At 64.5% G+C, this 23,722-nt stretch carries 22 protein-coding genes and 1 tRNA gene; 11 read left to right on the top strand and 12 right to left on the bottom strand.

Going from position 1 to position 23,722, the window contains the following annotated elements:
* Nucleotides 1-3 precede the first annotated feature (3 nt).
* A complete protein-coding gene (argS, locus tag ACIQTZ_RS01695; RefSeq protein WP_402976948.1) occupies nucleotides 4-1,653 on the bottom strand; it encodes an arginine--tRNA ligase in 1,650 nt (549 codons plus the stop codon).
* Nucleotides 1,654-1,898: 245 nt separating this feature from the next.
* Between argS and ACIQTZ_RS01690 the strand changes: the two genes are divergently transcribed.
* The 6 genes from ACIQTZ_RS01690 (at nucleotide 1,899) to ACIQTZ_RS01665 (ending at nucleotide 6,567) form a co-directional block, all read left to right on the top strand.
* A complete protein-coding gene (locus ACIQTZ_RS01690) occupies nucleotides 1,899-2,381 on the top strand; it encodes a hypothetical protein (RefSeq protein ID WP_400330182.1) in 483 nt (160 codons plus the stop codon).
* A gap of 5 nt (nucleotides 2,382-2,386) precedes the next feature.
* On the top strand, nucleotides 2,387-3,259 hold the full coding sequence (locus ACIQTZ_RS01685; RefSeq protein WP_402976945.1) for an FAD:protein FMN transferase: 873 nt from the start codon (nucleotides 2,387-2,389) through the stop codon (nucleotides 3,257-3,259).
* Nucleotides 3,256-4,755, top strand: coding sequence for an FAD-dependent oxidoreductase (locus ACIQTZ_RS01680; protein WP_402976942.1), 1,500 nt, complete (start codon nucleotides 3,256-3,258; stop codon nucleotides 4,753-4,755). The genes ACIQTZ_RS01685 and ACIQTZ_RS01680 overlap by 4 nt, the downstream gene beginning before the upstream one ends.
* A gap of 109 nt (nucleotides 4,756-4,864) precedes the next feature.
* Nucleotides 4,865-4,937 (top strand) — tRNA-Arg (locus ACIQTZ_RS01675).
* Between the two features lie 228 nt (nucleotides 4,938-5,165).
* On the top strand, nucleotides 5,166-6,182 hold the full coding sequence (locus ACIQTZ_RS01670; protein ID WP_400330620.1) for a M4 family metallopeptidase: 1,017 nt from the start codon (nucleotides 5,166-5,168) through the stop codon (nucleotides 6,180-6,182).
* Nucleotides 6,183-6,264: 82 nt separating this feature from the next.
* Entirely contained in the window at nucleotides 6,265-6,567 is a 303-nt protein-coding gene (locus ACIQTZ_RS01665) for a protealysin inhibitor emfourin (protein WP_402976939.1), read from the top strand.
* Between the two features lie 22 nt (nucleotides 6,568-6,589).
* Here ACIQTZ_RS01665 and ACIQTZ_RS01660 read toward each other — a convergent pair whose 3' ends face one another.
* Complete coding sequence (locus ACIQTZ_RS01660) at nucleotides 6,590-7,558, bottom strand: GlxA family transcriptional regulator (RefSeq protein WP_400330170.1); 969 nt, start codon at nucleotides 7,556-7,558, stop codon at nucleotides 6,590-6,592.
* Between the two features lie 81 nt (nucleotides 7,559-7,639).
* Between ACIQTZ_RS01660 and ACIQTZ_RS01655 the strand changes: the two genes are divergently transcribed.
* The 3 genes from ACIQTZ_RS01655 to hrpA all read left to right on the top strand — a co-directional run bounded on the left by ACIQTZ_RS01655 (nucleotide 7,640) and on the right by hrpA (nucleotide 12,951).
* Nucleotides 7,640-7,810: a hypothetical protein gene (locus ACIQTZ_RS01655; protein WP_397322377.1), complete on the top strand. Its 171-nt coding sequence runs from the start codon at nucleotides 7,640-7,642 to the stop codon at nucleotides 7,808-7,810.
* Between the two features lie 161 nt (nucleotides 7,811-7,971).
* Nucleotides 7,972-8,925 carry a helix-turn-helix transcriptional regulator gene (locus ACIQTZ_RS01650; protein ID WP_402976936.1) on the top strand — a complete coding sequence of 318 codons (954 nt, stop codon included), beginning with the start codon at nucleotides 7,972-7,974 and terminating at the stop codon, nucleotides 8,923-8,925.
* Between the two features lie 48 nt (nucleotides 8,926-8,973).
* Nucleotides 8,974-12,951, top strand: a complete 3,978-nt coding sequence (gene hrpA, locus ACIQTZ_RS01645; protein ID WP_402976933.1) for an ATP-dependent RNA helicase HrpA — start codon at nucleotides 8,974-8,976, stop codon at nucleotides 12,949-12,951.
* Between the two features lie 87 nt (nucleotides 12,952-13,038).
* Here the strand turns inward: hrpA and ACIQTZ_RS01640 are convergent, their stop codons facing one another.
* Genes ACIQTZ_RS01640 through ACIQTZ_RS01630 form a run of 3 tightly spaced genes read right to left on the bottom strand, consistent with a single transcriptional unit; the run spans nucleotide 13,039 to nucleotide 15,514 of the window.
* Nucleotides 13,039-13,467: an HIT family protein gene (locus ACIQTZ_RS01640; RefSeq protein WP_402976930.1), complete on the bottom strand. Its 429-nt coding sequence runs from the start codon at nucleotides 13,465-13,467 to the stop codon at nucleotides 13,039-13,041.
* Nucleotides 13,464-14,615 carry an NAD(P)-dependent alcohol dehydrogenase gene (locus ACIQTZ_RS01635; protein ID WP_402976927.1) on the bottom strand — a complete coding sequence of 384 codons (1,152 nt, stop codon included), beginning with the start codon at nucleotides 14,613-14,615 and terminating at the stop codon, nucleotides 13,464-13,466. Before ACIQTZ_RS01635 ends, ACIQTZ_RS01640 begins: the two co-directional genes overlap by 4 nt.
* The gene (locus ACIQTZ_RS01630) at nucleotides 14,612-15,514 is read right to left on the bottom strand and encodes a sulfurtransferase (protein WP_402976925.1); all 903 of its coding nucleotides are present in this window, start codon (nucleotides 15,512-15,514) and stop codon (nucleotides 14,612-14,614) included. The genes ACIQTZ_RS01635 and ACIQTZ_RS01630 overlap by 4 nt, the downstream gene beginning before the upstream one ends.
* A gap of 88 nt (nucleotides 15,515-15,602) precedes the next feature.
* Here ACIQTZ_RS01630 and ACIQTZ_RS01625 point away from each other — a divergent pair, with 88 nt between their 5' ends.
* Complete coding sequence (locus ACIQTZ_RS01625) at nucleotides 15,603-16,691, top strand: PLP-dependent cysteine synthase family protein (protein ID WP_402976922.1); 1,089 nt, start codon at nucleotides 15,603-15,605, stop codon at nucleotides 16,689-16,691.
* Here ACIQTZ_RS01625 and ACIQTZ_RS01620 read toward each other — a convergent pair.
* The gene (locus ACIQTZ_RS01620) at nucleotides 16,688-17,359 is read right to left on the bottom strand and encodes an MBL fold metallo-hydrolase (protein ID WP_402976920.1); all 672 of its coding nucleotides are present in this window, start codon (nucleotides 17,357-17,359) and stop codon (nucleotides 16,688-16,690) included. The two genes, ACIQTZ_RS01625 and ACIQTZ_RS01620, sit on opposite strands and share 4 nt — an antisense overlap.
* Before the next feature lie 94 nt (nucleotides 17,360-17,453).
* Between ACIQTZ_RS01620 and ACIQTZ_RS01615 the strand changes: the two genes are divergently transcribed.
* Nucleotides 17,454-17,921, top strand: coding sequence for a Fur family transcriptional regulator (locus ACIQTZ_RS01615; protein WP_400330154.1), 468 nt, complete (start codon nucleotides 17,454-17,456; stop codon nucleotides 17,919-17,921).
* Here the strand turns inward: ACIQTZ_RS01615 and ACIQTZ_RS01610 are convergent.
* The 6 genes from ACIQTZ_RS01610 to ACIQTZ_RS01585 all read right to left on the bottom strand — a co-directional run bounded on the left by ACIQTZ_RS01610 (nucleotide 17,918) and on the right by ACIQTZ_RS01585 (nucleotide 23,450).
* Nucleotides 17,918-18,808, bottom strand: a complete 891-nt coding sequence (locus ACIQTZ_RS01610; RefSeq protein WP_402976918.1) for a metal ABC transporter permease — start codon at nucleotides 18,806-18,808, stop codon at nucleotides 17,918-17,920. The genes ACIQTZ_RS01615 and ACIQTZ_RS01610 overlap by 4 nt on opposite strands.
* The gene (locus tag ACIQTZ_RS01605; protein ID WP_402976915.1) at nucleotides 18,808-19,623 is read right to left on the bottom strand and encodes a metal ABC transporter ATP-binding protein; all 816 of its coding nucleotides are present in this window, start codon (nucleotides 19,621-19,623) and stop codon (nucleotides 18,808-18,810) included. Before ACIQTZ_RS01605 ends, ACIQTZ_RS01610 begins: the two co-directional genes overlap by 1 nt.
* Before the next feature lie 157 nt (nucleotides 19,624-19,780).
* The gene (locus ACIQTZ_RS01600) at nucleotides 19,781-20,779 is read right to left on the bottom strand and encodes a metal ABC transporter solute-binding protein, Zn/Mn family (protein WP_402943485.1); all 999 of its coding nucleotides are present in this window, start codon (nucleotides 20,777-20,779) and stop codon (nucleotides 19,781-19,783) included.
* 105 nt (nucleotides 20,780-20,884) lie between these two features.
* Nucleotides 20,885-21,958, bottom strand: a complete 1,074-nt coding sequence (locus ACIQTZ_RS01595; RefSeq protein WP_402976912.1) for a hemolysin family protein — start codon at nucleotides 21,956-21,958, stop codon at nucleotides 20,885-20,887.
* Nucleotides 21,955-23,307, bottom strand: coding sequence for a hemolysin family protein (locus ACIQTZ_RS01590; protein WP_400330142.1), 1,353 nt, complete (start codon nucleotides 23,305-23,307; stop codon nucleotides 21,955-21,957). Before ACIQTZ_RS01590 ends, ACIQTZ_RS01595 begins: the two co-directional genes overlap by 4 nt.
* The gene (locus tag ACIQTZ_RS01585) at nucleotides 23,271-23,450 is read right to left on the bottom strand and encodes a hypothetical protein (protein ID WP_402976910.1); all 180 of its coding nucleotides are present in this window, start codon (nucleotides 23,448-23,450) and stop codon (nucleotides 23,271-23,273) included. Before ACIQTZ_RS01585 ends, ACIQTZ_RS01590 begins: the two co-directional genes overlap by 37 nt.
* Between the last annotated feature and the right edge of the window lie 272 nt (nucleotides 23,451-23,722).

Genomic DNA, 23,722 nt, shown 5'->3' with positions numbered 1-23,722 from the left:
TTCCTACATCCGTTCCGGCGCCGAAACGCCCAGCAGTTCAAGTCCGTTGGCCAAAACCTGGCTGGTGGCGTCATTGAGCCACAAGCGCGTGCGGTTGACGTCCTGGACCGGTTCATCGCCTTGCGGCGACACACGGCAGGCGTCGTACCAGCGGTGGTAAGCGCCGGCAATGACCTCCAGGTGGCGTGCCACACGGTGCGGTTCGCGCAGTTCGGCCGCCTTCGCCACGATCGACGGGTAGCTGCCCAGATAGGAGAGCAGATCATTCTCGGTGGCGTGATCCAGCAATGCCGCGTCAAAGACGGAGCGGTCCACGCCGGCCTCGGCCGCGTTACGGGCCGTGCCGCGTGAGCGCGCGTGGGCGTACTGGACGTAGAACACCGGGTTCTCGTTGCTGTTCTTCTTGAGCAGCTCCGGGTCCAACGTCAGCGGCGAATCGGCGGGGAAGCGTGCCAGGGAGTAGCGCACGGCATCCTTGCCCAGCCAGGAAATGAGGTCCTTGAGCTCGATGATGTTGCCGGCCCGCTTGGACAGTTTGGCACCGTTAACGGAAACCAACTGACCAATGAGGACCTCGATGTTCACCTCGGGATCGTCACCCGCACAGGCAGCGATGGCCTTGAGGCGGTTGATGTAGCCGTGGTGGTCGGCGCCGAGGAGGTAGATCTTCTCGATGAAGCCGCGGTCCTTCTTTGAAAGGTAGTAGGCCGCATCTGCGGCGAAGTACGTAGGTTCTCCGTTGGCACGGATCATGACCCGGTCCTTGTCATCACCGAAATCTGTGGTGCGGAGCCACACCGCACCGCCGTCGTCGAACACGTGGCCCTGCTCCCGAAGGCGGGCCACGGCAGCCTCGATCGCGCCGGCGTCGTGCAGTTCCTTTTCCGAGAAGAAGACGTCGAAGTCCACGCCGAAATCGCCCAGCGTGTTCTTGATGTCCACCATTTGGGCTTCGTAGGCAGCGGCGCGGATCACCGGAAGCGCGGCCTCGTCGGTCAATTCACGGATGTCCGGGTGGGCCTTCAGGACTTCGTCACCCAGTTCCATGATGTATTCCCCGGGGTAACCACCCTCGGGTACCCCGCGGCCGTGGAGCCGCGACAGCACGGAATTGGCGAAGACGTTCATCTGCGAACCGGCGTCGTTGATGTAGTACTCGGCTGTCACGTCTGCGCCGGAAGCACGCAGCACCCGTGCGATCGCGTCACCCAGGGCAGCCCAGCGCGTATGCCCGATGTGCAGCGGGCCGGTGGGGTTGGCGGACACGAATTCCATGTTGATGATGTGGCCTGCGAGCGCCTGGTTGGTTCCGTAGGACGGACCGGCCTCCACGATCACCTTGGCGAGCGCCCCGGCAGCAGCGGCATCCACCGTGATGTTAAGGAAGCCGGGACCGGCGATTTCCACGCCGGTCACTCCAGGTATTTCCTGCAGGCGGTTGCTGAGGATTCCGGCGAATTCCCGCGGATTGGTGCCTGCCTGCTTGGCCAGTTGCAGGGCGATGTTGGTGGCCCAGTCTCCGTGATCCCTGTTCTTGGGTCGTTCCACTCGGACGTCGTTGGGAAGGGCAGATTCCGCCAGGGCAATTTCACCGGCGGCTACGGCGTCCTTAAGGCAAGTGGATATGGCAGTGGAGAGTTCTTCGGGAGTCACGCATCTAGCCTACCGGGGGCCCGCAAAGACGCGGAATTTGGACGGCCGTATGTGGGTAACGTGCCCACAGCGGGGACACAGGAAAGGACGCCTGCCGGCACAGGGTGAACCATTACGCTGAATCCGACGTTGTTGAAGACGTAAGAGGTGGCCATGAAGTCATCAACGATCAAACCGAACCCAGCCCCATCCCAGCAGTTGAATCTTGCCCAGACGAATCTTGTCCAGTTGAAACGAGCAGAACCATGACTACGCCACTCCGCAAGACCCTCTACGCCGGCTTCGCAGGCCTCTCCATTATTGGTACGGCTGCGGCGTGCGCGCCCACCACGCAGGCCCCATCACAGACCCCTGCCAGCCAGAACGGCGGCCAGGAATCCACCACCAGCCCCAGCGCGTCGTCGGCTGCGTCCAGCGGCACCACCACCGGCTCCACCTACAAGGACGGTACGTACAGCGCCGACGGAACCTATACGTCTCCGAACGGCCAGGAAACAGTCGGTGTCGAATTGACCCTCGCCGGGGACAAGGTTTCGGCCGTCAACATCACCACGCACCCGTCCAACCCGAACACCAGGAAGTTCCAGGGCGAGTTCGCCAGCGGCATCGCCGCCCAGATCGTGGGCAAGGACATCGATGAACTCAATGTGTCCAAGGTGGCCGGCTCCTCGCTGACCTCGGGCGGCTTCAACGACGCCGTCCAGCAGATCAAGTCCCAGGCCAAGTAGCAGCCATGCCGCACCCGGGCTGGAGCACTTTCGGCTTTGAGGGCATCGGTACCCACTGGGACGTTTCGACGCCGGAACAGCTCGCTCCGGAGGTACGGGAGGAACTGCTCGGCACGGTCGCTGATTACGACCATACGTATTCGCGGTTCAGGCCGGACTCCGTCGTCGCCGCACTGGCCAAGGCACCAGGAACCATCACGCTGCCCCGGCATGCCGGGGCGTTGCACCGGGTTTACGCCGATCTGTACCGGCTCAGCCGGGGTGCCATGACGCCCCTCGTGGGCAGCAGCCTGAACCGTTTGGGCTACGACGCGGCGTACACGCTGGTTCCCTCGGGAACGCCCGAGCCCGCGCCGCGTTGGGAGGACGTCCTTGACTGGGACGGCACCACCATCACGGCCAGTGATGCAGTGGTGCTGGACATAGGCGCAGCCGGGAAGGGACAACTCGTGGATTTGCTGGGCGGCGTGCTGCGCGAGGCCGGCCACACGGATTTCCTGGTGGATGGCAGCGGGGACATGCTGCATTCCGGCAGCCAAGCAGTGACCGTGGCTCTGGAACATCCTTACAACGCCAAGCAGGCCATCGGAACGGTCGAACTGGACAATGCCGCATTGTGCGCCTCCGCCGCCAACAGGCGCGCGTGGGGCGATGGCCTGCACCACGTCCTGGATGCGACCACCGGGCAACCCATCCAAACCACGGTTGCCACCTGGACCATGGCGGAGAATGCCCTGGCGGCCGATGCTTTGGCGACGGCACTTTTCATGGTTGAACCGGAAACGCTGGAAACCGTGTTCGACTTTTCCTGGCTCCGGGTTTTTTCGAATGGTGCCGCCACGTTCTCTGGCGGCTTTGAGGGGAGACTGTTCTCATGATTGCCGTTAAGTCGCGACTGGACACGTGGCTGGGCCGCTTCACCATGTACCGCCTGATCCTCTGGGTCCTGGGGATCCTGGTGGTGTACAGCCTGGTGCTGAATGTCCTGGGCTGGTTGACGTTCGGCATTCCCGAAATGCTGGTGCACCTGGCCTTGTGCCTGGGACTGACGTACGCCTCCAACCGCTTGTTGGCGCCGCTGTTCCGCACGCGGCCGCATTCAGAATCCTCGCTCATCACCGGGTTGTTGCTCTACTTCCTGTTCTGGCCGGCGTTCGGCGCCATGGACATGCTCGGGGTTGCCTTGGCCTGTGTGCTGGCCAGTGCATCGAAGTATGCCTTGGCCTTCCGGGGCCGGCACATCTTCAACCCTGCTGCTGCCGGGGCCTTCATCACCGGTTTGACCGGGCTCAACATCGCAACGTGGTGGGCGGCCACTCCGGCCATGTTGTGGCTGCTGGTTCCGGGAGTGTTCGTCGTGCTTTACCGGACGCGCAAACTCCTGATGGCCTCGGTGTTCCTGGTGGTGGCCACGGGCATCATCTTCACTGAGCTGGTCAGCCGCGGCATGACGGCAGGCCAGGCCCTGTGGCAGCCGCTGGCGCAACGCCCCCTGCTGTTCTTCGTGGGCTTCATGCTTTCGGAACCGCTGACCCTGCCTCCGCGCCGGTGGCAGCAACTGGCGCTTGCCGCCGTCGTGGGCCTTATCTTTGCTGTTCCGTACAACCTGGGCTTCGTTGCCAACTCCCCCGAACTGGCCCTGCTGGTGGGCAACGCTATGGCGTTCTTCCTGGGCCAGCGCGGTGGCGTGGAACTGACGTTCAAGGCCTCGCGGAAGCTCACTCCTGGAACCACGGAGTTCCGTTTCGAACCACGTCGGCCGGTACGGTTTGCGGCCGGGCAGTTCATGGAACTCAACCTCCCCCATTCGGGTTCGGACGGCAAAGGACGGCGCAGGGTATTCAGCATCACCAGCGCCCCTGGCTCGCCGGAGGTGACCTTTGGAGTGGGAACTGCCGAGCCACTGTCTTCGGCGAAGAAATCGCTGCTTGCGTTGAAGCCGGGAGACCGGGTGGCCGGCACGGCCGTGGGCGGCGACTTCCTGCTGCCCCACGACGCCGGCAGGCCGGTCCTGTTGATAGCCGCCGGCATCGGGATCACGCCTTTCCTGTCCCATCTTGCGTCCGAGGCGTCCAGGGACGCTGTGGTGTTGTACCTCGCAAAGAGCCGTGACGAACTGGCTGCCTGCGAACAACTGGAGGCCTCGGGTGCCCACGTGATTGCCCGGTTGGCGGACGGTTCCACTCCTCCGGGGTTCATGCACGACGCCGGCAGCTCAAGGATCGATGCGGCGCGCCTTGCCGAGCTGGTTCCGGATGTCAGGGACCGGGAAGTGTACGTCTCCGGGTCTCCGGCGAGCGTGGATTCACTGCGGGCAGCCGCGCGGGGGGCCGGCGCCCGGAAGGTGCATGTGGACTCGTTCGCCGGGTACTGAGACGTTCAGGTCCGCTGCGTGTTTGCCGAGGTGGCGCCCGGTTTTCCTTTGCACCGCGTGGGCTGCTAAGCTCTAGGACGTCCCACCGGCAACGGAGGGAACCCCGGTTGCCCTCGTAGCTCAGGGGATAGAGCGTCTGCCTCCGGAGCAGAAGGCCGTAGGTTCGAATCCTATCGAGGGCACAGTGAATACCCCGCCAGCCAAGCTGGCGGGGTATTTTCATGCCCGCACGGGCGTTCTGCCGGAGCCCGCTGCACAGCCCGGCAACGCAAGGCAGGGCTATCAGTTCGAGGCTTGCCGGAGGCCCGCGGCCATAATGTCGGCCCCCGATCCTAGGCTGGATACAAGTTGCCCGCCAGACGTTTCCAGCCAAAGGGGTTGCCGTGTTTTGTTCAATCGTTCCGCCATACATGCTGCGCAAGCTTGCCGCCCGGAGTGAGCCGCGGCTCTGGGCCGTCGCAAGGGCTGCCAAAGAGTCCTTGCTGCATATCAAGGAACTGCAGGCCGTACGCTCGGCTCCTGCACCGTCCACACCGCCGAGCGCCCGGCAGGCCCAGCCCGGGCCACCCAAGCGGACCATCTACGACGCCGACACGTCGGAGAACCTGCCCGGCAGGCTGGTACGCAAGGAAGGCGCTGCTGCCACGGGCGATGTCGCCGCGGACGAAGCATATGACGGCCTGGGCAGCACCCACCGCCTCTACGCGGACATCTTCGGCCGCGATTCGATCGACGGCGCCGGCTTGCCGTTGGACGCCACCGTCCACTACGGCAATCTCTATGACAACGCGTTCTGGGACGGCCGGCAGATGGTCTTCGGGGACGGCGACGGTGAAGTGTTCCAGCGGTTCACCAAGTCGGTCAGCGTCATTGGCCACGAGCTCGCACACGGGGTCACGCAGTTCACTGCCGGACTCGCCTACCGCAACCAGGCCGGCGCGCTGAACGAGTCCATGTCCGACGTCTTCGGCGTGCTGGTGGAGCAGTACCTGAAGCAGGAGACCACCGCGCAAGCGTCATGGCTGATCGGCGAAGGACTGTTCACCGAGAAAGTCCAGGGGGCTGCACTGCGGTCCATGAAAGCTCCCGGCACCGCTTATGACGACGACGTGTTGGGCAAGGACCCGCAGCCCGACTCCATGGACACCTACGTCCGCACCAGCGCCGACAACGGCGGGGTGCACATCAACTCCGGAATCCCCAACCGTGCCTTCTACTTGGTGGCAGCCGAGCTCGGCGGCAACGCCTGGGGCGCCCCGGGCCAGATTTGGTACGGAACGCTGACCAGCGGCTCCCTGCCCCCTGCTTGCACGTTCGGCAAGTTCGCCAGGACCACACTGTCCACGGCGGAGGAACTGTTCGGCGCCGGTTCGGTAGAGCATGACGCCGTCCGAAAGGCGTGGGACACTGTGAAGGTGAAGGTTTAGGCCAGCCGGCGGGATTGCGCGCTCCTTGCGGTCCCGCCCCGGACTGGCTGCCTCAGGCCAGTAAACGGGAAAGCAGCCGGACATGAAGATCACCGTCCAACGCAGCGGGGGCGTCGCCGCCATGACCCGTGTCTGGAGCGTGGAGGCCGTGTCCGCCGACCAAAAAGAGCGCTGGCTGCCCATGGTGGAGGCCTGCCCTTGGGAGGAAGCCAAGAGCCAGGGCCGTGCGTTGAACGAACCCGACCGTTTCATGTACTCCATCCGGGCAGGGCAACGCCGGGCTACCCTGCCCGAAAGGGCCGTGACCGGACCGTGGCAGGACCTCGTGGAATGCGCCAAGGCCGAGGGCGCCGAAACGCGTGGGCGCGTGGGCGGCCGCCGCTAGTCCCCGCCGCCTCGGACAGCCGCTAGATTGCCTCGGCCAACTGCCCCCGAAAGGCCCTGCGGTAGCTCTGGGGGCTCGTATCCAGCACTTTGGTGAAATGGTGGCGTAACAGCACCGAATGCCCAAAGCCGGCCTCACGCGCAATCTCGTCGATGTTCAGTTCCGTGGTTTCCAGCAGTTCCTGTGCGCGGAGAACCCGTTGGGAGTTCAACCACGCGGCCGGCGTTGCGCCCGTTTCCGCGCGGAAGCGTCGGGCGAAGGTGCGCGGGGACATGTGGAGCCGGGCAGCAAGATCGTTCACGCTGTGCTCTTGGTCCAAATGCTCCACCATCCAGCGCAGGAGTGCCTCCATCGGCGCCGAACCGCAGGTAGGCATGGGCCTGTCGATGAATTGGGCCTGTCCGCCGTCGCGGTGCGGGGGCACCACCATGTCGCGTGCAATGGCTGCGGCCACGTTGGCCCCCAACTCCACCCGGACCAGGTGCAGGCACGCGTCGATGCCGGCGGCGGTTCCGGCGCTGGTGATGATGGTGCCGTCCTGGACGTACAGGACATTTTCGTCCACGATCACTCCGGGGTACCGGCTGGCGAGGTCCTGGGAGTAATGCCAGTGGGTGGTGCAGCGGCGCCCTTCCAGAAGGCCGGCGCGCGCCAAGGCATAGGCTCCCGAGCAGATGGACATCACCCAGGCCCCGCGCTCGTGGGCAGCGCGGAGAGCCGCATAGACAGACTCCGGCACTTCCTGGTCCCTGCCAAAGGGCGCCATGATCACCAAGTCAGCGTCCGCCGTTGCCTCCAGGCCACGATTGACGTGGAGGGAGAGCCCCGACTTCATGCGGACATCGCCGGGTTCGGGCGCACACACACGGAAGTCGAAGGCGGGAACACCGGCTCCCCTGTCCGATCTGTCAATGCCGAAAACCTCAAAGGCAGTGCCGAACTCGAAGATGGAGAAGTCGGGAACCACTATCACGGCTACTGATGTCAACATCTCTCTATTGTGGCAGAAAATTGTTCATTTGGGTCATTTCTGCCACTGTTTTCCCAGTGTCTGCAAGAGAAGGATGGAGGCATGGAAATCTTCGGAATCATCCTCTTCATCGTCCTCATCACCGCCGTTTCAGCCACCATCGCTGCCCTCCTGAAGGACGGCCGCGGACACAACCCGCCCATCTCCTCCAAGGAACCGTGGAGCGCCTTCGAGGCCCCCAGCAGCCCCTACTGGAACCCGCGGATCTACTGAGCGGCCGGCCCCGGAACGCTGCCAACCATCCCCTCCATGTCCCATCCATCCGACGCCCGTACGTTCACGGAGTTACTGCAGGACCCCATGAACTGACGGGCGTCCTTCTACGCCTCCCCTGCCCTGTGCGGCACGCCGCCGCGTGGGCTAGATTCTCCTCCATGATCCAAACCTCCGCCCGGCTACTCCAGTTACTGTCCCTGCTCCAGGTCCGCCGGGAATGGACCGGCGCCGCACTGGCTGACCGCATGGGCGTCACTGAACGGACCGTGCGGCGGGACATCGACAAACTCCGCAACCTTGGCTACCCCATCCACGCTTCCCCCGGCATCACAGGTGGCTACCAGCTGGGTGCCGGCGCCCAGCTTCCACCCCTGCTCCTGGACGACAACGAGGCCCTGGCCGTAGCACTGGGGCTGAACTCTGTTGCCGCGGGACCGGTGGCAGGCATCGGCGAAGCCTCCGTCCGCGCGCTGGCGAAGCTTGAACAGGTGCTGCCCGCCCGGTTGCGCCCCAAGTTCGCCATGTTGAAGGCCGCCGTAACCACGCTGCCCAGCAACGCCGCATCCGTGGACCCCCAGCAACTTACGGCACTCTCCGCAGCCATTTCCGATCGCCGTTACATTACGTTCGACTACGTGAAATCCGACGGCGATGCGGCGCGGCGCCTGGTTGAGCCCTATCGCCTGGTGGACACAGGCAGGCGCTGGTACTTGGTGGCCTGGGACGTGGATCGGACCGACTGGCGGATTTTCCGCGCTGACCGGATGGCGTCGTTGCCCACGGAACGAAAGAAGTACGAACCACGGCCCCTTCCCGCCGAGGACTTGGCAGCCTACGTCCAGCAGTCGATCACGCGGTCTCCGTACCGCTTCGACGTCGTCGTGCGGCTGCGTGCCCCACTCACCGACGTTGCCGCCGTCGCGGGCCCGCACGCGTCCCTCACCGCGGAAGGGCCGCAGTCGACCATTCTCCGGGCCGGTTGGGACAACCTCGCCGCACCGGCCGCGCACCTGGCCGCCCTGGACATGGATTTTGAAATCATCGGGCCGGCGGAGTTCAAGTCCTTTGCCCTGGACCTGTCCCGCCGGCTTGTTGCGGCAGCGGGGATGTGACGGCGCCGCCGTTCCCGCCTGGTGCCCGGCAGTAGACTGGCATCAACCATGACACTTCATATTTCCTACCCCGCCGAGCTCCCCGTCTCCGAGCGCCGCGAGGATTTGATGGCGGCCATCGCCGCGAACCAGGTGACCATCATCGCCGGCGAGACCGGCTCGGGGAAGACAACCCAAATTCCCAAGATGTGCCTGGAACTCGGACTGGGCGACAAGGGACTGATCGGCCACACCCAGCCGCGGCGGCTCGCTGCCCGGACGGTAGCGGAACGGATCGCCTCCGAACTCGGCGTGGACATCGGCGCGGAAGTCGGGTTCCAGGTCCGCTTCACCGGCGAGGTCAGCGCGGCTACCAAGGTCAAGCTCATGACCGACGGCATCCTGCTGGCCGAAATCCAGCGGGACAAACTGCTGCGCAAATACAGCACCATCATCATTGACGAAGCCCACGAGCGCAGCCTTAATATCGACTTCATCCTCGGATACCTGAAGCGGATTCTCCCCCAGCGCCCGGACCTGAAGGTCATCATCACTTCGGCCACCATCGACCCCGAACGCTTCGCCAAGCATTTCGGCACCGAGGACTCGCCGGCTCCGATCATCGAGGTCTCGGGCCGGACCTATCCCGTGGAAATCCGCTACCGCCCGCTCTCCCAGCCAAGCGGTAACGACGATGACACCGACGACGAACTCGAAGAGGACCGGGATCCCCTGGACGCCGTCTGCGACGCCGTGGATGAGCTTGCCAAGGAGGCGCCCGGCGACATCCTTGTCTTCTTCTCCGGCGAACGCGAGATCCGCGATGCCGCCGAGGCGCTCAACAGCCGGATCCAAGGCAATCGCCGCCTGGCAGGCACGGAGGTCCTCCCGCTGTATGCACGCTTGAGCCTGCAGGAACAGCACCGGGTGTTCAACCCGGGCGGCAAGCGTCGCATCATCCTGGCCACCAACGTTGCGGAAACCTCCCTGACCGTTCCGGGCATCAAGTACGTGGTGGACACCGGAACGGCCCGCATTTCGCGGTATTCTCACCGGACCAAGGTCCAGCGGCTGCCTATCGAGCGGGTCTCGCAGGCCTCGGCCAACCAGCGCTCCGGACGCTGCGGACGCGTCTCCGAGGGCATTGCCATCCGCCTCTACTCGGAGGAGGACTTCGAGTCACGACCGCAATTCACGGACCCGGAAATCCTGCGGACCAACCTCGCGGCCGTCATCCTGCAAATGACCGCCATGGGCGTCGCCCGGAGTCCCAAGGACGTGGAAAACTTCCCGTTCGTGGAGCCGCCGGACTCGCGTGCCATTAACGACGGCGTCACCCTCCTCCGCGAACTCGGCGCCTTGAGCGCGCCCCGGCAACAAGACGCCCAGGATCAGCCGGCCACGGGCCGGGGCGGTCACCGCCGCGGCAGCCAAGGCGGCAGCGGCAGTGGGCTGACCGCCGTCGGGCAGAAACTCGCGCAACTGCCTGTGGATCCCAGGCTCGGCCGCATGATCGTGGAGGCCGGGAAGCGCGGTTGTGTCCGCGAGGTCATGATCCTTGCCGCGGCACTGACCATCCAGGATCCCCGCGAACGACCCACGGACAAGCAGCAGCTTGCCTCGGAGAAGCACGCCCGCTTCCGCGATGAAAATTCCGACTTCACTGGGTACCTCAATTTGTGGAACTACGTGCAGGAAAAACAGCGCGAGTTGTCCTCCACGCAGTTCCGGCGCTTATGCCGCACGGAGTTCATCAACTACCTCCGGATCCGGGAATGGCAGGACCTTTTCACCCAGCTTCGGCAATTGGCGAAGCCACTGGGCATTACCTTGGACAACACCCGGGTCGCCGATCCCGTGGGGCACCACGACGGTATCCACATCAGCCTCCTGTCCGGCCTGTTGAGCCACATCGGCATCTACGACGAACGCAAGCGCGAGTACGCCGGCGCACGCGGCAGCCGTTTCGCGATCTTCCCCGGCTCGGCGCTGTTCAAGAAGTCTCCTGCCTTCGTCATGGCCGCGGAACTGGTGGAGACCAGCCGGCTCTGGGCCCGCGTGGCTGCGAAGTTTGATCCGTTGTGGGCCGAGCAAGTGGCCCCGGACCTGGTCAAGCGCTCTTACAGTGAACCGCACTGGTCATCGCGCCAGGGTGCAGTGCTGGCGCACGAGAAAGTCACCCTGTACGGGGTGCCGATCATTCCCAACCGCCGCGTCAACTACGGCAGGATCGACCCCGAATTGTCACGGGAGTTATTCATCCGGCATGCACTGGTGGAGGGTGAGTGGCGCACCCACCACAAGTTCTTCCACCGGAACCGCTCCCTCCTCCAGGAAGTCGAGGAACTGGAGACCCGCATGCGGCGCCGGGACATCCTGGTGGACGACCAAACGCTCTTCGAGTTCTACGATGCCCGCGTGGGCAAGGATGTGGTGTCCGAGCGGCACTTCGACAAGTGGTGGAAGGAAGCCCGCCAGTCCGACGCCACGTTGTTGGACTTCGATGAATCCTTCCTGATGACCGAGGACGCCGATGACCTGGATGACTCGGCCTACCCCAAGGTCTGGGTGCACAAGGGATTCGAGCTTCCGCTGAGCTACGAGTTCCACCCGGTGGCGCCTGGTTCGGCGCCCAACCCCTCGGATGGCGTCACGGCAGAAGTACCCGTGCTTTTCCTGAACCAGATGGAGGATGCTCCTTTCCGGTGGCAGATCCCGGGCCAGAGGGTGGACCTGGTCACCGCCTTGATCAAGTCCTTGCCCAAGCAGGTCCGGAAGAACTTTGTTCCGGCCCCGGACGTCGCGCGGCAGGCTACCGCTGCCCTTGAAGCGGACTTCGACCCTGCCACGGATGAACTGGAGGCTTCCCTCGAGTTGGTCCTGCGCCGGCTGAAGGGGCACATCATTCCGCCGGGTTCGTGGAATTGGGAGGCAGTCCCCCAGCATTTGCGGGTGAGTTTCAAAGTGGTGGACAGCCGCGGCAAGGTCCTGGGCGAAGGCAAGGACCTCGCGGGCCTCCAGGAAGCCCTGGCCCCGGCCACCCGTCGCGCCATTGCAGAGTCGCTCGGAGCGACGCCGGCCACCACCCGGGCCTCGAACAAGGGTCCGGCCCGCCCTGCTGGCAAGGGTTCCCAACCGGCGCCCGCGGCTTCGAACACTCCGGCCAACGGCGCCGTTGCCGAGCGCGACGGCATCACTTCCTGGGATTTTGGCCCGGTGGAACGCCAGGTCACCAGGACCGTCAAGGGCCATGCCGTCACGGGCTTCCCCGCGTTGGTGGACGAAGGATCATCCGTTTCGTTGCGGGTATTCCAGACGCGGCAGGAGCAGGAAGCCGCCATGCGTGGCGGAGTAATCCGGCTTCTGGCCCTCCGCATTCCTTCGCCGGACCGGTATGTCCTGGAACACCTGAGCAACACGGAGAAGCTGACCTTCAGCCAGAATCCACACGGCTCGGTCAATGCCCTGATCGCCGATTGTGCCCTGGCCGCCATCGACAAGCTGACGCCCCAGGACCTTCCTTGGGACAAGGGAGCGTTCGATGCGTTGTACGAGGCTGTCCGTGCGGAACTGATCGATACGGTCTTCACCGTGACTGCCGTCGTCGAGCGCATCCTGGCCAGCACGCGCCGGATCCAGAAGCAGCTGAAGGGCAGTACCAGCCTCGCCCTGATCAGTGCCTTGAACGACATGAAGAGCCAGTTGGAGCAATTGGTCTTTCCCGGGTTCGTGGCACAGACGGGCTACGCCCAGTTGAGCCAAGTGCCGCGCTACCTGCAGGCCATGGAAAAGCGCCTCGAAAAGCTGCCCGGCAACGTCCAACGCGATGGCCTCAGCATGGCGGCCATCCAGGGCCTGGAAGATGATTACGACGACGCCGTCTCCGCGCTCCTGCCGGGACGCAGGATCGGCCCTGATTTAACCCGGGTGCGCTGGATGATCGAAGAACTCAGGGTGAGCCTGTTCGCGGTGGAGCTTGGCACAGCCTATTCCGTGTCCGAAAAGCGCATCCGGACCGTCCTCAACCAGGCCCTCGCACCGGCCTGACGGCCGTCGGGGACTGACCGGCGGGCCTGCGCCTGAAAAAGAACCCGGTGGCGCCGAAAAAGCACCACCGGGTTAAGAGGTAAGGGATCAGTCCTCGGGCACCACGTCGCCGTGACCGGCGGAGCGGAGCGCCGCGCGCAGCTTCACGGCTGTGGCATCCATGATGGCAGGGTCCGGGTTGTGGTCCACGTTGTGCACTTCGAAGTCGGCCATCGAATAGGCCGGCCACACGTGGACGTGGAGGTGGTCCACTTCGAAGCCCTCCATCAGGACGCCGACACGCTTGGCATCGAACACGTATTCTTGAACCTTGCCGATCTTCTGGGCGACGTCCATGACCTTGGCCAGCAGTTCAGGGCTGGCATGGGTCCACGAGTCCACCTCTTCGCGTGGAACCACCAGGGTATGCCCGGACGTGATGGGCGCGATGGTCAGGAACGCCACCACCTCCGGGTCCTTCCACACGAAGCGTCCGGGAATCTCCCCGTTGATGATCCTTGTAAACAGCGTGCTCATGCGTCTGCCCTTTCCGAAGGTTCCTGGAGTGTTGAAGTGTCCAGCACGAACCGGTATTTCACGTCGCCCGCCACCATGCGGTCGTAGGCCTGGTTCAGTTGATCGGCTCCGACGATTTCAATATCGCTGGCCACCGAATGCGCGGCACAGAAGTCCAGCATTTCCTGGGTCTCCGCGATGCCGCCGATCAAGGAGCCGGCATAGGCCAAACGGCGCCGGATCAAGAGCCCCGGGCTCACTGGCGGCATCTCCTCCGCGGGCAGGCCCAGTTGGAAAAGCGCACCGTCCAGGCGGAGCGTCTTGAAGTACGGGTTAAGGTCGTGGGGTGCGGCAACGGTATCGATGATCACGTCGATGCTCCTGTTGGCGGCTTCCATTGCTTCGGAATCCGTGGACAACACCACATGGTGGGCACCAAGCTCACGCGCTGCCTCAAACTTGGCAGCGGAAGTGGTGAAGACCGTGACATCGGCACCCATGGCCTTGGCGATCTTGACGGCCATGTGCCCCAGCCCGCCGAGCCCAACGACGCCCACTGCGTCGCCTTCCTCGACGTCGAAGTAGCGCAACGGGGAGTAGGTGGTGATTCCGGCGCACAGGAGCGGCGCTGCGGCCGCCGGGTCCAGGCCTTCCGGAATGCGCAGGACGAACCGGCGGTCCACCACCACCGAGGACGAGTAACCGCCTTGGGTAACGGCATCGCCGTTGCGGGGATCCTTGGCCCCGTACGTGCCAACATTTCCCCGCTCGCAGTACTGTTCCAGGCCTTCGAGGCAACTGTCGCATTCGCGGCAGGAGTCCACCATGCAGCCAACGCCCACACGGTCGCCTGGCGCAAAATCCTGCACCGCGGAACCGACCCGGGTAATCCGTCCCACGATTTCGTGGCCTGGCACCAAGGGGTACGGGGGGATGCGCCACTCGCCTCGGGTGGCATGGACATCGGAGTGGCAGAGCCCGCAGAATTCGATCGCGATCTCCACATCGTCTTCCTTGGGCGCCCGCCGGGAAACGGTCAGCGGCACCAATCCGCTTTCCGGCGATGTGGCACCATAGGCAGCAGCGAGCAGGGATCCGGCGAACGACGGCGATGCTTCAGGGGTGATTGTTCTTCCAAGGGGCGGGGGCACAGGGCGTCCGGGGGTCATGCTTTGACGCTACTCCCGGCAGCACTGCCGGTGCCACTCGGACCGTCGAGGCGTTCCGCTTCGAAGGGTTGGTCACCCACCGCGACGGGATTCGCGTCGTTGTTCGACCATTGCGAAAACGATCCCGGGAACAACGCAGCCTCGAAGCCGGCGATTTCCAAGGCAGCAATCTGGTGTGCGGCCGTGACACCCGAACCACAGTAGACAGCTACCTCGGATGACGCTCCGACGCCCAACTCCTCGAATCGCTCCCTGAGTTCCGCGGCGGGCAGGAACGCGCCCTCGGCGGTCACGTTGGCCGTGGTCGGCGCACTCACGGCGCCCGGTATGTGTCCGGCCCGCGGGTCGATCGGTTCCACCTCGCCCCGGTACCGCTCCCCCGCACGGGCATCGAGCAGCAAACGGCCACCGTGCCATCGGGCAGCCTCGCCTTCGCTGATCGTCGCCATTGCTCCGTCACCCAGGGTGACCTGCCCGACGTCGGGAGTCACCTCGCCTGCCTCCACGCGGTTCCCTGCCGCACGCCAGGCGGCCAGGCCGCCGTCGAGCAGGTACACCGAGGAGACCCCTGCGTTTCGGAGCATCCACCAGACCCGGGCGGCCGCCATGCTGCCGCTGTTGTCGTAAGCAACCACGGTGTCGCCGTCATTGATGCCCCAACGCCGCGCGGCCTCCTGGAAGCGGGCCACGGAGGGCAACGGGTGCCTGCCCAGGGACGGTTGCGCGTGGTCGGCGAGCTCGGTGGGAAGATCCACGAAAACCGCACCCGGCACGTGCCCGGCCACGTATTCGCTGTGCCCGTCAGTCCGGCCCAGGACCCACCGCACGTCCAGGAGCACAGTTCGCTCTCCCGCCTCGAGGCGGTGTTGCAGCCCGGCTGCGTCGATCAGGATCGCCATCATTCTCCTTCGATATGCAGTTCCCTGCTGATGTCCGGTTCCAGCCTAGTCCGGCGGGCGGGGCTGGAACCGCCGGTAGGCTTGACCGGTGAGCAATTCGTGCATTCAGGACAGGGCCTGGGCCCACGAGGCCATCCGCAAGATCGAGGCGGAAAACAACCGGTCGGCGGACACACACCTCTACGCGGTTCCATTGCCCGAACACTGGGGCGTGGACCTTTACCTCAAGGACGAATCGACCCACCGCTCCGGCAGCCTCAAGCACCGCCTGGCACGGTCCCTTTTCCTCTACGGCCTGGTTAACGGCTGGATCACCGAAGGCACCACCATCGTGGAGGCGTCCAGCGGCAGCACCGCCGTCTCCGAAGCCTACTTCGCCCGGCTCATCGGCCTGCCCTTCATCGCTGTCATGACCAAAAGCACCAGTGCCGAGAAGATCGCCTTGATCGAGGAGTTCGGCGGCGCCTGCCTGTTGGTCAACCATGCCTCGGAGGTCTACGCAGTTGCCGAAGAGACAGCCCGGACGTCCGGCGGCTACTACATGGACCAGTTCACTTACGCCGAACGGGCCACGGACTGGCGCGGCAACAACAACATTGCCGAATCGATCTTCGAGCAGCTGGCCCTGGAACGGCACCCGGTCCCGGAATGGATCGTGGTGGGCGCCGGAACCGGCGGGACCAGCGCCACCATCGGCCGGTACCTGCGCTACAACCGGCACAGCACCCGGCTGGCAGTGGTGGATCCGGAGAACTCAGCTTTTTACCCGGCCTGGCGGGACGGAACGGCGGGAACCGCTACGGGCCTGCCCTCCCGCATCGAAGGCATCGGCCGCCCCAGGGCCGAGCCCAGCTTCGTCCCCGCGGTCATCGACCACATGATCCAGGTCCCGGACGCTGCCTCCGTTGCCGCCATGCGGCACCTGAAGAAACTCACCGGCCTGCACGCGGGGCCGTCCACGGGCACCAATCTGTGGGGCGTCTGGCAGCTGGTTGCGGAGATGGTGGCCGAAGGCAGGACGGGCAGCATCGTCTCGCTGATGTGCGACGCCGGTGACCGCTACGCGGGCAGCTATTACGACGCCGGATGGCTGGCCGGCAAGGGACTGGACCCGACCCCGTTCGAAACCGTCCTGGACAGGTTCCACGAGACCGGGCTCTGGAACTCCGGGTCCTAGACCTCGACGCTCTCGCGCGCAGCCAGTGATGCGTACGTGGTTCCGTACCGCGCACCGATGCGCGTCACATGGCCCTCAACCAGGCCGCGGCCCAGGTCGTTGAGCAAGGCATCGTGGACGGGGAATGCCTGCGGCGCACGGACCGCGATCACGAAGTCCACCACTTCGCCCACCTTGGACCACGGCGCATGGATGGGTACCAGGAGTGTCTTGACATCGATTCCGTCCGGTACCACGAAGGAATCGCCCGGATGGAACACGTTGCCGTCCACGAGGTAGCCGATGTTGGAGACCACCGGAATCTGGGCGTGGATCAACGCGTGCTGCCCGCCGAATGTCTTGACGTCGAATCCGGCCGCTTCGAAGGCCGAGCCGGGATCGACGGCATGGATGCGGTCTGCCACGTTTCCGGCCGACGCCTCCTCCGCGGCCTTCTTCACCGTGTTGGCCACCCCTGCCGGGGCATACAGCTCCAGTCCCCCGTTGGCTTCCATGGCCTCAAGGACCGCAGGCTGGTCTATATGGTCGCCGTGCTCATGGGTGATAAGTACTGCCTGCGCCCCCTCCAAGGCTTCCTTCGATTCGGAAAACGTCCCCGGATCAATGACCAGGACGTGGTTGTCCTTTTCCAGGCGGACACAGGCATGCGTGTACTTGGTGAGCTTCATGGTCTCAGCCTATGGTCCGCCGCAAAGGGTTTCCAAGCAGCCCGGCTGGTAAAATTGGGACTCGCCAGCACCCCAGGAAACGGAGCCTTCCACAATGCCCCACGGCACCCAGTCCGCCACGAGTGGTTCTTCTGCGCCTGCTTCCGGCGGCGTCAAGGAACAGCGCGTCACCAAGCAACGCCTGGCGGTCAGCGCTGCGTTGGATGAACTGGACGACTTCGTCAGCACGCAGGAGCTGTACCGCCTCCTGCAGAACAAGGGCATCTCGGTTTCGCTGGCGACGGCCTACCGCATTCTGCAGTCCCTCGCTGACGACGGCTTGATCGACGTCCTGCGCAACGGTGATGGCGAGGCTGTCTACCGGCGTTGCGCCGTCACCGGGCACCACCACCACCTGCTGTGCCGCAACTGTGGCAAAGCCGTGGAGGTCGAGGCGCCCGCCGTCGAAACCTGGGCCGCCCGCACGGCTGCCGAGCACGGTTTCACGGAAGTGGCCCACACCGTGGAGATTTTCGGACTGTGCCCGGAGTGCACCGCCCGGAAGGCCGAAGGCAAGCTTTAGAGCGCCCTCGCCGGCTGGTCCCGCGACACGCGTCCGTTGAGTCCCCGCTTGGCCCGGACCCGGCCGATCACCCGGCACACCACGTAGATCAGGAAGGACAACGTGGTGACGTAGGGGCTGATGGGGATGCGGCTGCCGAGTGCCAGGAGAATTCCGCCCACCGTGGCTGTGATGGCAAACGCGACGCTCAACAACACCACCAACCGCGGTGACGTCGTCACCCGGAGGGCCGCCGCCGCCGGAGTAATCAGGAGCGCGAGCACCAGGAGTGCGCCCACGATCTGGATGGACAGTGCCACGCTCACACCCAGGAGCACCATGAAGCCGATGGCGATACCACGCACCGGCACGCCCCGGGCCTCGGCCATGTCCGGATCCACGCTCGCGAAACTCAAGGGGCGCCAGATGGCGGCCAGGGCAAGCATCACCACCACGGCCGTCCCGGCGAGGACCTGCAGCTGGACGGTGTCCACGGACACGATCTGTCCGGTCAGCAAGCCAAACTTGTTGGCCGCGCGTCCTTCGTAGAGGGCCAGGAAGAGGATGCCCAGGCCTAGTCCGAAGGGCATGATGACGCCGATGATCGAGTTCTTGTCCCGCGCCCTGACTCCCATGAAGCCCAGGAGGACGGCCGCGGCCACGGAACCAATGAGCGAGCCGAAAATGATGTCGGCACCAATGAGCAGGGCGAACGCGGCACCGGCAAAGGAGAGCTCGGAGATGCCATGCACGGCAAAGGCAAGGTCCCGTTTCATCACAAAGGTGCCTACCAGCCCGCCCAGCAGGCCCAGGACGGCGCCGGCCCAGATGGAGTTCTGCACCAGGACCAGCAACTCGCCGTAGTTCTCGAAATTGAAGATCGTCTGCAGGACGCTTCCCCAGTCCATCAGAACTCCTCCCCGGAAGCCGCGTGGGCATCGTCATGGAAGTGCGTGGTGGCGTCGGGAAGTCCCACGACGACGATCCTTCCGTTGGCGTGGATGACCTCCACATGGCTGTTGTACAGATCCGAGAGGACTTCGGTGGTCATCACTTCCTGCGGGGTCCCCACCCGGAACCGGCCGCCGGCGAGGTAGAGCACACGGTCCACGTAGTCGATGACAGGGTTGATCTCATGCGTCACGAACACCACGGCGCTGTTGCGGGAATGGCATTGCTCGTTGATGAGCGAACTGACGGCCTGCTGATGGTGCAGGTCCAATGACAACAGGGGCTCGTCGCAGAGCAGGACCTGCGGTTCGGTGGCCAAGGACTGGGCGACCCGGAGCCTTTGCTGTTCGCCGCCGGACAATTGGCCCACCGGAACCTTGGCGTAATCCGCGGCGCCCACCAACTCCAGCAGTTCATCCACGCGCTTGTTGACGGCACGCGAAGCCAACCTGAGGCCCCAGCGGTGTCCGTCGATCCCCAGACCCACCAGGTCCCTGGCACGAAGGGGCGTGTCCGGCGCAAACGACTTTTGCTGCGGAATGTAGCCAATGCGCCTGCTTCCGCGTTCCACCGGCTGGCCAGCGAGGGCCACGGTTCCGGAGTGCAATTCCTGGAGCCCCAGGAGGACCTTGAGGAAGCTGGTCTTGCCGCTGCCGTTGGGCCCGAGCACGGCGAAGAACTCCCCCGGATGGATGTCGAGGTCAAGGTCCTGCCAGAGTGTCCTCTTGCCGAACTTCAGGCTCGCTCCGCGGAGGCTCACTACCGGTGTCAAAAGGTGTCCTCGATCCGTGCACGGCGCTGGGCCGTGGTAGTTGGGTGCCGCGATGGTCCGCGGGGCAGGTGATGGCAAGCGTGGGCCCCGCAGCCATCCTGATTATCTTAGGACGCTTGCGGGGCCTGCGCGGCAAGGCGGCGCAGGTTGTCGGGGCCTACTGCTTGGCCAGTGCTCCCGAGATGGCATCGACGTTGCCGGCCATCCACTGAACGTAGTCCTTGCCCTCAGGCAGCGTCTCAGTAAAGTTCACTACCGGCACGCCGGCAGCCTCCGCCGCCTTCTTGACGGCCTCGGTCTGCGGACCCTCCGTCTGCTCGTTGTACGCCAGCAGCCTGACCCCCGGGACGAGGTCGGTGGTTTCCTTCAGGACGGAGGCGGGGACATCCGTGCCTTCCTCGACGGCGGCGCTGTAGGCTTCCGGCGTCTTGTTCACCAGTCCGGCGGCCTCAAGGAGGTAGAGGGGAACCGGTTCGGTGATGGCCACGGGCGCGTCCTGGTTGCTTGCCTTGAGGGCTTCGAGCTTTCCGGTCAGTTCGGCCAGCTTGCCTTTAAGGGAGTCCGCGTTGCTCTTGAACGTGGCCGCCGATCCGCTGTCCAGGGCCCCAAGCTTTGCCGCCACGGCATCCGCCAGCTTGCCCATGGAGTCCAGGCTGTACCAGACGTGCTCGTTGAATTCCCCATGGCTGTGGCTGTGGGCTCCGTCGGAGTGTGCCTCCTCGCTGTGGCCGGCTTCCTCTGGAGCCAGCCCGGATACCTCCACAGCGCTGATCATGTTGTCATGGCCAATGTTGGTGTCATCGGCGATCTTGTGGAGGAAGTCGTCGTAGCCTCCCCCGTTCTCCACCACAAGCCTGGCCTTGGAGATCACCAGTTTGTCCTGGGCGTTTGCCTCGTAGGAATGGGGGTCCTGGCTGGTCTTGGTGATGATGGCATTGACGTTGACTTTGTCCCCGCCGATCGCCTTGACGATGTCCCCGTAGACATTGGTGGAGGTCACCACCTCGATCGCTCCGGACGACGACGGCGAACCCGCCCCGGCATTGCCGGCGCAGGAGGACAAGGACAGGGCAGCAGCAGCGGCCACGGCGACCATGGACAGGCGGGCGGCGTTACGACGCACGAAAACCTCGGATCTACTCAAAATGAGAATCAAACACAACAAGTGGATGACTCCAGTGTAGCCCTAAATAGGAATCATTCCTATTTAGGGCCAACGGTCGGCCTCGCTTTCCACAGATCGCCTGACGCGATCCCTCCGCTACGACTGCTGTGCGCCACCGCCCAAGCGGCGGATTCCGGTGGCCTGGGTGGCGTCGCGGATTTCGCCCACAAGTTGCTCAATGACATCTTCAAGGAAGAGCACCCCCTGGGTATTCCCACCCGGTCCCACCACACGCGCCAGGTGTGAACCCGTCCGCTGCATCACGGACATGGCCCGTTCAATCTCGTCATCCGGGGACAGGTTGGCCAAAGAACGGATGCGCCCTTCGGCAATGGGGTGCCGGCGCCCTTCATCCGGGATGGAAAGGATGTCCTTGACGTGCAGGTATCCGGCGAGTTCGCCGTCGTCGTCCACCATGGGGAACCGCGAGAAGCCGGTGCGGCTGACCGCCTTCTCCACCTCCGCCGGAGTGGCCGCCGTCTTGAGGACGACCAGCTTGTCCAGGGGCACCATGATGTGCGAGGCCGTGTGTTCAGAGAACTCCAACGCACCCGTTAGCAACCCGGCCTCGTCATCCACCAGGCCGTGCCTGGTGGACTCCTGCACGATCGACTGCACCTCTTCCAAGGTGAAAGAGGATGCAACCTCATCCTTCGGTTCGATCCTCATGAGCCGCAGGATGTGGTTTGCCAGCCAGTTCAGCGTCCAGATGATGGGTTTGACTACCCGGGCAATGAACACCAGCGGGGGCGCCAGCAGCAATGCCGCCTTGTCCGCCACGGATACGGAGATGTTCTTGGGCACCATCTCGCCAAACGTCACGTGGAGGAACGTGACAAACAGGAGGGCGATGGCAAACGCAATCACGTCGGCCAACTCCACCGGGACACCCACCAGCTCAAGTGGCTCAGCCAGCAGGTGGTGGATTGCCGGTTCCGCAACCTGCAGGATCAGGAGCGAACACACCGTGATGCCCAACTGCGCGCAGGCAAGCATCAAGGACACGTTTTCCATGGCCACAAGGGTGGTTTGCGCGCGCTTGGACCCCGCCTCCGCCAAGGGTTCTATCTGGCTGCGCCGCGCGGACATGACCGCGAACTCAGCACCGACAAAGAAGGCATTGCCAACCAGGAGGATCACCAGCCATACCAGGCCTGCCCAGTCGCTCACAGGGTCCCCGCCCCGTGGGACTGTGCGCGGCCATCGTCGGAGGCCTCTTCCGGCTCCTCGATGTGGTGGAAGCAGATCCTGTCGATCCTGCGGCCATCCATCCTGGTAACCGTCAAGGTCCCCCCGCCGGCGTCCACCACGTCGCCTGTCTTGGCGATCCGGCCCAGCTTGCTCATGACGTAACCGCCAACGGTTTCATAGGCTGCCTCATCAGGGACAGTCAGGCCGGGAATCTGCTCCGAAACCTCGTCCGGCCGAAGGAGGCCAGGGAAGTACCAATCCCCGGACGCGCTCTGGAGCAGTCCCGGGCGGACCTTGTCGTGTTCGTCGGACACTTCGCCCACGATCTCCTCCACAAGGTCCTCGAGCGTGGCAATGCCCGCAGTACCGCCGTATTCATCCAGGACGACGGCGAGTTGCAGGTTTCCTTCGCGTAGTTCAGCCAGGAGCGAGTCCAGGTGGATCGTCTCGGGCACGCGGAGGACTTCAGTCATGATCGCTCCGGCTTCCAGCTTGGCCCTGCGGTCGGACGGTACGGCAACAGCCTTCTTCACATGGACCACTCCACGGATATCATCCGCGGAGTCGCCGATCACGGGAAAACGTGAATAGCCGGTGCGGCGGGCGGCATCGAGGATATCGGTGACAGGCTGGTCGGCATCGATGGTTTCCATGCGGATGCGGGGCGTCATCACGTCGGCCGCGGTCCTGCCGGAGAAGTTCAACGTGCGGGCCACGAAGTTGGCAGTTCCGGCGTCCAGAGTTCCCAATTCGGCCGAACGCCGCACCAGGGAGGCCAGCTCAGCCGGGGTACGGGCACCGGAAATTTCCTCCTTGGCCTCAAGCCCAAAGAGGTTCAGGACCTTGTTCGAGAACCCATTGAGGACCACGATCGCAGGTTTGAAGACGGCGGTGAAGACCAGCTGGGGGCGGGCAAGGCGCTTGCCCAGGGGGAAGGCGAGGGCGATCGCCATGTTCTTCGGCACAAGTTCACCCAAGAGCATGGACAGCAGGGTTGCCAGCATCATGGCCACCACCAATGCCACGGAACGGGCCACCTCGGGAGCCAGCCCCAGCAGCCCCAGCGGGCCGGACAGCAGCTGGCCAACCGAGGGTTCCATGACGAAACCCGTCAGGAGCGTTGTGAGGGTGATGCCCAGCTGGCAACTGGAAAGTTGCGTGGAGAGGGACTTGAGGCACTTGAGCAAGGGCGCCGCGGCCTGGTCGCCGTTGTCCACCGCGCGCTGGACGCTGGCCTGGTCCAAAGCAACCAGGGAAAACTCCACGGCAACAAAGAAACCGGTGCCCAGGATCAGGGCAAAGCCGGCGAGGAGGAGGAGCCATTCCACTTAGCGGATCCCTCCCAGGGCCGGCGCGTGGGTTGGGGTGCCCGCCCGGCGTCGGCGGCGGTGGGCCGGCGGAGGCTGGTCCGGTCCCGCAGGCCTGGAACCTGCCGGACCACCGGCATGGAGGACCGGCGGGTGATGGGCATGTGAACGGGTGTTGCCGGCTCGCGGGGCACGCTGTGGAGAGATGCCCTTCAGGCTCCCCCAGCAGTACCCAGGCCGGCACCTGGATTTACTGTCCATAAGGATTCCAGTTTACAGGCCGACCTGACCGTACCTTGCTCATTTTCAGGGGTTGGTGACGGCCTGAAATCCTCCGCCGGAACCCGCAACATGATTTAGGTCACCACTATTGGCAGTTAACCAACGATCCTAACTAGACTGACAGGGGTCTGAGTTCGCGGGACCCGGACCCTGG

The sequence above is a fragment of the Paenarthrobacter sp. NPDC090520 genome (genome assembly GCF_044769205.1).
GTDB lineage: Bacteria > Actinomycetota > Actinomycetes > Actinomycetales > Micrococcaceae > Arthrobacter.
Note: the sequence above shows the minus strand (reverse complement) of the source record. Positions and strands in the feature narration are given on the sequence as shown.